Genomic DNA, 11,803 nt, shown 5'->3' on the forward strand with positions numbered 1-11,803 from the left:
GCCCCGCACGCGAGGAGGACAGAGAACTTCCCGCGCCGTTGACCGCGGGGGCGCCGGTGCTGGTCACCGGCGCCGGTATCACCGGCCGGGCCGTGCTGGCCGTGCTGGCACCGCTCGGCGTCGCCGCCACGCTGTGCGATGACAACGTCGAGGCGTTGCGGACGTACGCGGACGAGGGTGTCGCGGTGGTGGATCCGGCCGGGGCCGTCGCCGCGATCGCTGACTACGCGCTGGTGGTGACCAGCCCGGGCTTCCCACCGAGTGCGCCGGTGCTGGCGGCCGCGGCGGCCGCGGGCGTGCCCATCTGGGGTGACGTCGAGCTGGCCTGGCGGCTGGATGCCGCGGGATGCTTCGGCCCGCCGCGACGCTGGCTGGTGGTGACGGGGACCAACGGCAAGACCACGACAACGTCGATGCTGCACGAGATGCTCGTGGCCGCGGGGCGACGCAGCGTGTTGTGCGGCAACATCGGTGACCCGGTGCTGGCGGTACTCGATCAGCCCGCCGAGGTGCTGGCCGTCGAGTTGTCGAGCTTCCAGCTGCACTGGGCGCCTTCTCTGCGGCCCGAGGCCGGTGTGGTGCTCAACGTGGCCGAGGATCATCTCGACTGGCACGGTTCGATGGATGCCTATGCGCGGGACAAGTCCCGCGTGCTCGACGGTCGGGTGGCGGTCGTGGGGCTCGACGACCCGGTTGCCGCCGGGCTGATCGGTTCCGCCGCCGCCCCTGTTCGGGTGGGTTTTCGGCTCGCCGAGCCTGCGCCGGGGGAGCTCGGCGTACGGGCCGGCAAGCTCGTCGACCGGGCCTTCGGCGACGACGTCGAGTTGGCTGACGCGGCGACCATAGGGGTCGCAGGTCCGGTCGGTGTGCTCGACGCGCTCGCGGCGGCGGCGCTGGCGCGCGCCGTCGACGTACCGCCCGAGGCCATCGCGGCAGCACTCGCGTCCTTCCGGGTCGGCCGGCATCGGGCCGAGGTGGTCGGGACCGTCGACGGGGTGCGCTATGTCGACGATTCGAAGGCCACCAACCCGCACGCCGCGCAGGCGTCGATCACTGCCTACCCGAGGGTGGTGTGGATCGCAGGCGGTCTGTTGAAGGGCGCTTCGGTCGATGAGCTGGTACGACACGTCGCGAGCCGGCTCGCAGGCGCGATTGTGCTCGGGCGCGACCGCCGAACGGTTGCCGAGGCGTTATCGCGACACGCACCCGATGTCCCCGTCGTCGAGCTTGTGACGGGGGAGGATTCTGGGGTGCTTGAGACTAGTGGGTCTATTGGTAATCATGTGACTCGTGTGATCGATGTGGCGGAGCGGCCGGTCTCCGAAGCTGTCATGGCGGCCGCCGTCGACGCTGCCCGCCGGCTGGCGGGCCCCGGCGACACGGTGTTGCTGGCCCCGGCCGGAGCATCCTTCGATCAGTTCAGCGGCTACGGCCAGCGTGGCGACATGTTCGCTGCAGCCGTGCGTGCTGTCACGGGGTAACTGCTGTGGGCAACATCCTCAACCGGTTGCGCCGGGGCAAGGAGAGTGACATCGCGCCCGCCGCCGACCCGGCTGCGGGGAGCTCCGAATCGGCAGCGACGGTGAAAGAACCGCGCACGCGGTTCGGGGCCTGGCTGGGCCGGCCGATGACGTCGTTCCACCTCATCATCGCGATCACGGCGTTGCTGACGACACTCGGCCTGATCATGGTGCTCTCGGCGTCGGGCGTCTACTCCTACGACATGGACGGCTCGCCGTGGGCGGTGTTCGGCCGCCAGGTGATGTGGACCATCGTCGGTTTCATCGCGTTCTATGTCGTCTTGCGGGTGCCGATCAAGACGATGCGCCGCTTCGCGTTCCCGGTGTTCGCCCTGACGATCGTGGCGTTGGTGCTGGTGTTGATCCCCGGGATCGGCACGTACTCCAACGGGTCCCGCGGCTGGTTCGTGGTCGCGGGCTTCTCGATGCAGCCCTCCGAGCTGGCCAAGATCGCGTTCGCGATCTGGGGTGCGCACCTGCTGGCCGCGCGCCGGCTCGAACACGCATCGCTGCGCGAGATGCTGATCCCGCTGGTGCCGGGCGCGGTGGTCGCGCTCGCGCTCATCGTGGCCCAGCCGGACCTCGGCCAGACGGTGTCGATGGGCATCATCCTGCTCGGTCTGCTCTGGTACGCGGGCCTTCCGCTGCGGGTGTTCGTGACGTCTCTGATGGCGGCGGTCGCGGCTGCCGCGGTCCTCGCAGTGTCCGCCGGTTACCGGTCGGATCGCGTGCAGTCCTGGCTGAACCCCACGGCGGACGGCCAGGGTTCGGGTTATCAGTCGCGCCAAGCGCGGTTCGCGTTGGCCAATGGCGGCGTGTTCGGTGACGGGCTCGGGCAGGGCACCGCCAAGTGGAACTATCTGCCCAACGCCCACAACGACTTCATCTTCGCGATCATCGGGGAGGAGCTCGGCCTGGTCGGTGCGGTCGGCCTGCTCGCCCTGTTCGGGCTGTTCGCCTACACCGGTATGCGGATCGCGCGGCGCTCGGCCGATCCGTTCCTGCGGTTGCTCACCGCGACCACCACGCTGTGGCTGGTCGGCCAGATGTTCATCAACGTCGGGTACGTGGTGGGCCTGCTGCCGATCACCGGCCTGCAGCTGCCACTGATATCGGCGGGTGGATCAGCCCAGGCCACAACGCTTTTGATGATGGGCCTGATCACCAACGCGGCCCGGCACGAACCAGAGGCGGTCGCCGCGCTGCGCGCAGGCCGCGACGACCGGGTGAACCGGCTGCTGCGGCTGCCGATGCCCGAGCCATATGTCCCGACCCGGCTGGAATCGGCCCGCGACCGGTTGCGCACCCGCAAGGCCACCGCGTTGCCCGCCAAGGCCAAGACCAAGGCCAAGGCCAAGCCGGCGCAAAAGGCCGACCGCAAACCGGAGCGCAGGCCTGAGCGCAAAACGGACCGGAGAGTGGACCGGCGCCCCGACCGCAAGGCGGTGGCCAACCGGCGCAAGCCGCAGCCGGGCGATCGATCGGCGCGCCGGTCTGATCGCACCCGCGCCGACCAGCCGGTTGGGGCGGCATCCTCATCGGTCCGCTATGGTTCGGGCCAGCGGAACCAGGGCCGTCGGGCCCGAGCACTGGAAGGTCAGCGTTACGGGTGAGCGAGGCTTCTCGGGGGATGTCGGAACCTAGCGAGCAGGCGATTTCCGTCGTCCTGGCCGGTGGCGGCACTGCCGGCCACGTCGAGCCGGCGATGGCGGTGGCCGACGCGCTTCGCGCCATCGACCCGAACGTCCGGATCACCGCGCTGGGGACCGCACGCGGTCTGGAAACCCGGTTGGTGCCGGAGCGGGGCTATGACCTGGAGCTGATCACCCCCGTGCCGCTGCCCCGTAAACCGTCGGGCGATCTGGCCCGGCTGCCGATGCGGGTCCGCACGGCGATCCGTCAGACCCGCGCCGTGCTGGCCGACGTCGACGCCGACGTGGTGGTGGGCTTCGGCGGCTATGTCGCGCTGCCCGCCTACCTGGCGGCCCGCGGCAGCAAGCTGACCGGGCGCAGGCGGGTGCCGGTGGTGATCCACGAGGCCAATGCGAGCGCCGGGCTGGCCAACCGGGTGGGTGCCCTTTCGGCGCGCCGGGTGCTCTCGGCTGTGCCCGATCCCGGCTTGCGCCGCGTCGAGGTGGTCGGGATGCCCGTCCGCGAGGCAATCACGTCACTGGACCGGGCGGCGCTGCGCCAGACCGCACGCGCCCATTTCGGCTTCGCCGAGGACGCCAGGGTGCTGCTGGTGTTCGGCGGTTCCCAAGGGGCCCAGTCGATCAACCGGGCAGTGGCGGGCGCGGCCGGTCAACTGGGTGCGGCAGGCATCTCGGTACTGCACGCGCACGGTCCCAAGAACACCCTCGATCTCCCGGAATCGCCTGGCGGGCAACGGCCGCCGTATCGGGCGGTGCCCTATCTCGACCGCATGGACCTGGCGTACGCGGCGGCCGACCTGGCCATCTGCCGCTCGGGCGCGATGACGGTGGCCGAGGTGACGGCCGTCGGTCTGCCCGCGGTGTACGTCCCACTGCCGATCGGCAACGGTGAACAGCGCCTCAATGCGCAACCGGTGGTGGCCGCCGGTGGCGGCATGCTCATCGACGATGCCGAACTGAGCCCGCAGTTCGTCGCCGACACCGTCGTCGGCCTGTTGACCGACGACGCCCGGCTGGCCGAGATGACGGCGGCCGCCTCGCTGTCGGGACATCGCGATGCCGCGCGCAAGGTGGCCCAGGTCGCCCTCGATGTGGCCCGCGACGGACGAAAGAAGCTGCAGTGAACGGCAATTCGCTGCCCGCCGAGCTGCAGCGGGTGCACATGGTCGGCATCGGCGGAGCCGGCATGTCCGGTGTGGCCAGGATCCTGCTGGATCGCGGTGCCATGGTGTCGGGGTCGGACGCCAAGGAATCGCGCGGCGTGGTGGCGCTGCGGGCTCGCGGCGCGCAGATCCGGATCGGCCACGACGCGTCGTCGCTGGATCTGCTGCCGGGTGGCGCCACCGCGGTGGTCACGACCCACGCGGCGATCCCCAAGACCAATCCCGAGCTGGTGGAGGCCCGCCGCCGCGGCATCCCGGTGATCCTGCGGCCGGTGGTGCTGGCCAAGCTCATGGCCGGGTACACCACGCTGATGGTCACCGGTACCCACGGCAAGACCACGACCACGTCGATGCTCATCGTGGCGTTGCAGCACAGCGGTTTCGACCCGTCGTTCGCCGTGGGTGGGGAGCTGGGTGAGGCCGGCACCAATGCGCATCACGGCAGTGGTCGCTGCTTTGTCGCCGAGGCTGACGAGAGCGACGGCTCACTGCTCGAATACACCCCGGATGTGGCCGTGGTGACCAATATCGAGGCCGATCACCTGGACTTCTTCGGCACCGAGGAGGCCTACGTCGCGGTGTTCGACTCGTTCGTCGAGCGGATCGCGCCGGGCGGGTCCCTGGTGGTGTGCACCGACGATCCGGGCGCGGCCGCGCTCGCCGACCGCACGGACGCACTCGGTATCAAAGTGTTGCGGTACGGCAGCGCCGGTGACGACCTGGCCGGCACGCTGCTCAGCTGGGATCAGCAGGGGACCGGCGCGGTGGCCCACATCCAGCTGGCCGGCGAGCCGCATCCGCGGGCGATCCGGCTCGCGGTGCCCGGCAGGCACATGGCGCTCAACGCACTGGCAGCGGTGCTGGCCGCGGTGGCCGTCGGCGCACCCGCCGAAGCGGTCCTCGACGGGCTGGCCGGGTTCGAGGGTGTGCGCCGACGCTTCGAGCTGGTCGGCAGCACCGACGGCGTTCGGGTCTTCGACGACTACGCGCACCATCCCACCGAGGTACGCGCCACGCTGGCGGCGGCCCGCTCCGTCGTGACGGCGACAGGCGGTCGGCTGATCGTCGCCTTCCAGCCCCATTTGTATTCGCGCACAGCGACTTTCGCGGGCGATTTCGGCGCCGCCCTTGACGCGGCCGATCAGGTGTTCGTCCTCGACGTCTACGGCGCCCGGGAACAGCCCATCGCCGGGGTCAGTGGCGCCACGGTCGCGGGACGCGTCAGCGTGCCGGTGACCTACATCCCGGATTTCTCGGCGGTGGCCGCCGAGGTCGCGGCCTCGGCCCGGCCCGGTGACGTGGTGATCACCATGGGCGCCGGGGATGTGACCATGCTGGGCAGCGAGATTCTCACCGAGTTGCAGATCAGGTTGAACCGCAGCACTCCCCGCACGCGAGGAGGATCGGAATCCCCCCGCGGGCTTGGCGGACAGGAAACGTCGTGACCGGACCTGATCCGGAAATGGCCGGTGCCGTCGAGGAACAGGGACCCGCGCAGGCGGGACCGGATGACGGCGAGCCGACGCCTGCGGCGCCTGGGTCCGACTTGCCGCCTGCGGCAGCTGGGTCCGACTTGCCGCCTGCGGCAGCGGAAGACTACGAGGGTCCCCGCCGCCGCGCACGGCGCGAGCGCGAGGAGCGCCGCGCGGCCCGCGATCGCGCGATAGCCATCGAGCAGGCCCGCAGGGAAGCCAAACGCCGGGTGGTCGGGTCCGCCGGTGAATCGGTGAAAGTGCCTGCCTCGGGCGCGATTCGGGGCCTCAAGGTGTTGTTGTGGTCGGCGCTGGCGAGCGTGGTCGCGGTGGCGATCGGGCTCTTGCTGTACTTCACGCCCATCATGTCGGCCCGCAATGTGGTGGTGGCCGGGCTCTCGACGGTGAGCCGCGAAGAGGTGGTTGCCGCCGCGAAAGTCCCGTCCGGGACCCCGCTGTTGCAGGTCAACACCGACGCCGTCGCCGAGCGGGTGGCTGCGATCCGGCGGGTCGCCACCGCCAGGGTGCAGCGGGAGTATCCGTCGACGCTGCGAATCACCGTGGTCGAGCGGGTTCCGGTGGTGGTCAAGGATTATCCGGACGGCCCCCACCTGTTCGACCGGGACGGGGTCGATTTCGCGACCGGGCCCGCTCCGCTGTCGCTGCCGTACCTCGACACCGACAACCCGGGGCCCAGCGATCTGCCGACCCTGGCCGCACTCAAGGTGATGCTGGCCCTGCCGCCCGACGTGGCCGGGCAGGTCGGCCGCATCGCCGCGCCGTCCGTGGCGTCGATCACGTTGACGCTCACCGACGGTCGGATCGTGGTGTGGGGCACCAACGACCGGACCGACGAAAAGGCCTTGAAGCTGGCCGCTTTGTTGACTCAGCCCGGTCACACCTACGACGTCTCGAGCCCCGATCTTCCGACGGTCAAGTAGAAATTGCCGCGCGGCGCGTCGGCGCGCCTGACGCGTTCGCGCGGGTTGGCCCCCTACCGTTCTGTTTGCGCGGAACTACTTGACATAACTCTAAGCCTATGGTTGAGGTTGAGGGTTTGCAGGAGAGGGGTTCGGCGTCACGAACACCCCAACCAGGGAGGAAGACGATCCATGACCCCCCCGCATAACTACCTGGCAGTGATCAAGGTGGTTGGCATCGGCGGCGGCGGCGTCAACGCCGTCAACCGGATGATCGAGCAGGGCCTCAAGGGCGTTGAGTTCATCGCGATCAACACCGACGCCCAGGCGCTGTTGATGAGCGATGCCGACGTCAAGCTCGATGTCGGCCGCGATTCCACCCGTGGGCTCGGCGCAGGCGCGGACCCCGAAGTGGGTCGCAAGGCCGCCGAGGACGCCAAAGATGACATCGAAGAACTGCTGCGCGGCGCCGACATGGTGTTCGTCACCGCGGGCGAGGGCGGTGGCACCGGCACCGGCGGCGCGCCCGTCGTGGCGACCATCGCGCGCAAGCTCGGTGCGTTGACGGTCGGCGTGGTGACGCGGCCGTTCTCCTTCGAGGGCAAGCGCCGCAGCAATCAGGCCGAAGCCGGCATCACCGCACTGCGCGAGAGCTGCGACACCCTGATCGTGATCCCCAACGACCGGCTGCTGCAGATGGGCGATGCCGCGGTATCGCTCATGGACGCGTTCCGCAGCGCCGACGAGGTGCTGCTCAACGGCGTTCAAGGCATCACCGATCTGATCACCACCCCGGGTCTGATCAACGTCGACTTTGCCGACGTCAAGGGTGTGATGAGCGGTGCAGGCACGGCGCTGATGGGCATCGGTTCGGCCCGCGGTGACGGCCGCGCGCTCAAGGCCGCCGAGATCGCCATCAATTCGCCGTTGCTGGAAGCCTCGATGGAGGGTGCGCAGGGCGTGCTGCTGTCCGTCGCGGGTGGCAGCGACCTGGGGCTGTTCGAGATCAACGAGGCCGCCTCCCTGGTGCAGGATTCGGCCCATCCCGAGGCCAACATCATCTTCGGCACGGTGATCGACGACTCGCTCGGCGACGAGGTCCGGGTCACGGTCATCGCGGCCGGGTTCGACATGGCCGGTCCCAGTCGCAAGCCGGTGACCAGCCCCAGCCAGGCCCCGACTCAGCCGATCGCGACGGCCCGCTCCGGGAAGATGACCACGTCGCTGTTCGAGCCGACGGATGCCGTGAGCGTCCCCGCGCACACCAACGGGGCCACGGTCAGCATCGGCGGGGACGGCGGTATCGCTGACGACGATGTCGACGTCCCGCCGTTCATGCGGCACTGAGTCGGGCCCGCGACTGCGGACTTCGGATACTGGGATTGTGAGTGTTCGCATACGTCGGGTGACCACCACCCGTGCCGGTGGTGTCTCGGCCCCGCCTTTCGACTCCTTCAATCTCGGCGACCACGTCGGCGATGATCCCGCCGCCGTGTCGGCCAACCGCCGCAGGCTGGCCAAGGCCATCGGGGCCGACGCCGTGGTCTGGATGAACCAGGTGCACGGGGACCGCGTCGTCACGGTCACTGCCGCGCCTGAATCGGGTGCCGCGGTCGATAATGCCGACGCTTTGGTGACCACCACCCCCGGTTTGGCATTGGCGGTCGTGACGGCAGATTGCGTTCCGGTATTAATGGCCGACGCGCGCGCGGGCGTCATCGGCGCGGCCCATGCCGGTCGGGTGGGCGCACAGCTGGGTGTCGTGGTGCGCACCCTGGAAGCGATGGTGGCCGGTGGTGCGCACGTCCAGGACGTGTCCGTGCTGCTCGGCCCCGCGGTCAGCGGCCGCAACTACGAGGTGCCTGCCGAGATGGCCGCCGAGGTGGAGGCGGCCCTGCCGGGCAGCCGCACCACGACGGGGCGGGGTACCCCGGGATTGGACTTGCGGGCCGGAATAGCCCGGCAGTTAAAGGATTTGGGCGTCCGCGCGGTCGACGTGGATCCGCGCTGTACGGTCGATGACCCGATGTTGTTCAGTCATCGCCGGGATGCTCCGACGGGACGCCTTGCGTCGCTGGTGTGGATGGAGTCGAGCCGCCGATGAGCACCGAGCAGCAGTCGCGCGACGCCGATCGAGTCGGTGAACTGACCACCGCGCTGGGCGCCGCGCGGGCCCGGCTTGCGCGGGCCGCCGAATCGGCCGGACGAAATGTCAATGAGATCGAATTACTTCCCATTACAAAATTCTTTCCGGCCACCGATATTCTCATTTTGCACCGATTAGGTTGTCACGCATTCGGTGAATCCCGCGAACAGGAAGCGGCCGCGAAAGTCGCTACGGTGCGCGAGGAATTGCCCGGCGAGCCGATTCGCTGGCACATGGTGGGCAGCATCCAGCGCAACAAGGCTCGCGCCGTTGCCGCTTGGGCCTACGCCGCGCACTCCGTCGACAGCGTCCGGCTCGTGGGCGCGCTCGACCGCGGGGCGATCGCCGCGCTGGACAGCGGTGCGCGCACCGAGCCGCTGCGGGTCTACCTGCAGATCAGCCTCGACGGGGACACCGAACGTGGCGGCGTCGACGTCGGCCGGCCCGCTCTGGTCGATGAACTCTGCGCGGCGGCCCAGGCCGCGCAAGGGCTGGAGTTCGTCGGGTTGATGGGGATACCGCCGCTGGGTGTCGACCCCGATGAGGCCTTCGCGCGGCTGGCAGGGGAGTTGGAGCGGGTGCAGCGGGACTATCCGCAGCGCCTGGGTCTGTCTGCGGGGATGTCGAACGACCTGGAGGTCGCCGTGAGACACGGTTCGACGTGTGTGCGTGTCGGTACCGCGCTTATGGGACAGCGGCCGCTAACGTCACCACCAGTAGTCACACCAGTCACATCTTCATCACAGACACCACAACTCCCACGGTCAGCAGAAGGGTCGCCGAGATGAGCACACTGCACAAGGTCAAGGCCTACTTCGGCATGGCGCCGATGGATGACTACGACGACGAGTACTACGAGGACGACGACCGTGGCGCCGCCCGTAGCTATGCCCGGCGCCCGCGTGAAGAGCGCTTCGAGGACGAGGGCTACGGCTACGAGGGCCGGGAGTTCGACGAAGGTCCTGCCTACCGCGGCGGCTATCCGGGCGGTGGCTACGCGGAGGAGCCCCGGTTCGAATCGCGCATGCGTACCCCGCGTGAGTTCGAGCGTCCCGCACAGCGTTTGGGCACACTGGCCGGCTCCACCCGCGGCGCGCTGGCCATGGACCCCCGGCGCATGGCCGAGCTGTTCGAGGCGGGCAGCCCGCTGTCGAAGATCACCACGCTGCGCCCCAAGGACTACAGCGAGGCCCGCACCATCGGCGAGCGGTTCCGCGACGGCACGCCGGTGATCATGGACCTGGTGTCGATGGACAACGCCGACGCCAAGCGACTCGTCGACTTCGCCGCCGGGCTTGCCTTCGCGCTGCGGGGGTCGTTCGACAAGGTGGCGACCAAGGTCTTCCTGCTGTCGCCCGCCGACGTCGACGTCAGCGCCGAGCAGCGCCGCCGGATCGCCGAGGCCGGCTTCTACGCCTACCAGTAGTTCCCCGAGCCGCCGGCGTCCTGGCGTGCGCAGCTCCTCGCGTGCGCAGGACCTATCCGGCGGCCGGGTAGGCTGGCGGCGTCGCACAATCGGCCGGTTCTACCGCTGAGGCGACCTGTATCGAATGTCATACATCTGCCTGAGTGAGGTCGGCCCAGTTGTCGCTGCTCTTCGAGATCCTGTTCTTCGCGCTGTTCATCTTCTGGCTGTTGCTCATCGCGCGGGTCGTTGTCGAGTTCATCCGGTCGTTCAGTCGTGACTGGCACCCCAAGGGTCTGACGGTGGTGATCCTGGAGGTCATCCTGACGCTCACCGATCCGCCGGTGAAGCTCCTGCGCCGGATCATCCCGCAACTGACCATCGGCGCCGTGCGGCTGGATCTGTCGATCATGGTGCTGCTGCTCGTCGTGTTCATCGGCATGCAACTGGCGCTCGGGGCGGCAGGCTGACCCGGCCGGTCACGGCGCTCCACCTGCGCCGAGATCGTTTGCCGGAGTGGCCGAAAACGCGTGAGAAGATTGAAATTCGTTCTTAAAAATTGGCCTCGACTGCAACCTCCGGTTCTGGTGTGACAGGATGGACGCCAGTTGCGTCCAAACAAGGCTCTACACAACAGGCTCTACACTTCGAGATCGATTGACGGTCCAAGACTCCAAGGGGGCAGACAATGCCGCTCACACCGGCGGACGTCCACAACGTCGCGTTCAGCAAGCCGCCCATCGGCAAGCGCGGGTACAACGAGGATGAGGTCGACGCCTTTCTCGATCTGGTTGAGAATGAGCTGACCCGACTCATCGAAGAGAACGCCGATCTCCGGCAGCGCGTCTCCGAGCTCGACTCCGAGCTGGCGTCCGCGCGCTCCGGTGGTGGCGCTGCTCAGCCGACCAAGTCGATCCCGCTCTACGAGCCTGAGCCCGAGCCGGAGCCGGCCCCCGCGCCGAAGCCCGTCTACGAGGCACCGGCTGCGCCGGTAGCCCCGACGGCGACCAACGAGGACACCGCGGCCCGTGCCGCGCGCGTGCTCAGCCTGGCGCAGGACACGGCTGACCGGCTCACCGGTTCGGCCAAGGCCGAGTCGGAGAAGATGCTCGCCGACGCACGGGCACAGGCCGACGCCATGGTCAGTGATGCCCGCAAGACGGCGGAGACGACGGTCACCGAGGCTCGGCAGCGCGCCGACGCCATGCTGGCCGACGCGCAGACCCGCTCGGAGACCCAGCTGCGTCAGGCCCAGGAGAAGGCCGACGCACTGCAGGCCGACGCCGAGCGCAAGCACTCCGAGATCATGGGAACCATCAACCAGCAGCGCACGGTGCTGGAAGGCCGGCTGGAGCAGCTGCGGACGTTCGAACGCGAATACCGCACGCGGCTGAAGACCTACCTGGAATCTCAGCTCGAAGAGCTCGGTCAGCGCGGCTCCGCGGCGCCGGTCGATTCCAGCGCCAACAGCGACGCCAGTGGTTTCGGCCAGTTCAACCGGGGCAACAACTAACCCCTGACCGGA

The 11,803-nt window shown here is 69.0% G+C and carries 11 protein-coding genes; all 11 read left to right on the forward strand.

The window, feature by feature from the left end; translation table 11 throughout:
* Positions 1-38: 38 nt before the first annotated feature.
* Complete coding sequence (gene murD, locus A5784_RS16355) at positions 39-1,481, forward strand: UDP-N-acetylmuramoyl-L-alanine--D-glutamate ligase (protein ID WP_064945986.1); 1,443 nt, start codon at positions 39-41, stop codon at positions 1,479-1,481.
* A 14-nt stretch (positions 1,482-1,495) separates the two neighbouring features.
* The gene (ftsW, locus tag A5784_RS16360; RefSeq protein ID WP_502687517.1) at positions 1,496-3,133 is read left to right on the forward strand and encodes a putative lipid II flippase FtsW; all 1,638 of its coding nucleotides are present in this window, start codon (positions 1,496-1,498) and stop codon (positions 3,131-3,133) included.
* A 17-nt stretch (positions 3,134-3,150) separates the two neighbouring features.
* Complete coding sequence (gene murG / locus A5784_RS16365; RefSeq protein WP_064945961.1) at positions 3,151-4,296, forward strand: undecaprenyldiphospho-muramoylpentapeptide beta-N-acetylglucosaminyltransferase; 1,146 nt, start codon at positions 3,151-3,153, stop codon at positions 4,294-4,296.
* A 38-nt stretch (positions 4,297-4,334) separates the two neighbouring features.
* On the forward strand, positions 4,335-5,780 hold the full coding sequence (murC, locus tag A5784_RS16370) for a UDP-N-acetylmuramate--L-alanine ligase (protein ID WP_502687518.1): 1,446 nt from the start codon (positions 4,335-4,337) through the stop codon (positions 5,778-5,780).
* Between the two features lie 17 nt (positions 5,781-5,797).
* A complete protein-coding gene (locus A5784_RS16375; protein WP_082944888.1) occupies positions 5,798-6,748 on the forward strand; it encodes a cell division protein FtsQ/DivIB in 951 nt (316 codons plus the stop codon).
* Between the two features lie 171 nt (positions 6,749-6,919).
* Positions 6,920-8,074: a cell division protein FtsZ gene (ftsZ, locus tag A5784_RS16380; RefSeq protein ID WP_064945963.1), complete on the forward strand. Its 1,155-nt coding sequence runs from the start codon at positions 6,920-6,922 to the stop codon at positions 8,072-8,074.
* A gap of 37 nt (positions 8,075-8,111) precedes the next feature.
* On the forward strand, positions 8,112-8,831 hold the full coding sequence (gene pgeF / locus A5784_RS16385; RefSeq protein WP_156750606.1) for a peptidoglycan editing factor PgeF: 720 nt from the start codon (positions 8,112-8,114) through the stop codon (positions 8,829-8,831).
* Positions 8,828-9,661: a YggS family pyridoxal phosphate-dependent enzyme gene (locus A5784_RS16390; RefSeq protein ID WP_064945988.1), complete on the forward strand. Its 834-nt coding sequence runs from the start codon at positions 8,828-8,830 to the stop codon at positions 9,659-9,661. Before pgeF ends, A5784_RS16390 begins: the two co-directional genes overlap by 4 nt.
* Positions 9,658-10,299 (forward strand): cell division protein SepF, encoded by a 642-nt coding sequence (locus tag A5784_RS16395; RefSeq protein ID WP_064945965.1) that lies wholly within the window; start codon positions 9,658-9,660, stop codon positions 10,297-10,299. Before A5784_RS16390 ends, A5784_RS16395 begins: the two co-directional genes overlap by 4 nt.
* 158 nt (positions 10,300-10,457) lie before the next feature.
* Positions 10,458-10,748, forward strand: a complete 291-nt coding sequence (locus tag A5784_RS16400) for a YggT family protein (RefSeq protein WP_029368355.1) — start codon at positions 10,458-10,460, stop codon at positions 10,746-10,748.
* A gap of 218 nt (positions 10,749-10,966) precedes the next feature.
* Entirely contained in the window at positions 10,967-11,791 is an 825-nt protein-coding gene (gene wag31, locus A5784_RS16405; protein WP_064945966.1) for a DivIVA-like cell division protein Wag31, read from the forward strand.
* Positions 11,792-11,803: the final 12 nt, after the last annotated feature.

It is taken from the genome of Mycobacterium sp. 852013-50091_SCH5140682, assembly GCF_001665685.1.
GTDB lineage: Bacteria > Actinomycetota > Actinomycetes > Mycobacteriales > Mycobacteriaceae > Mycobacterium.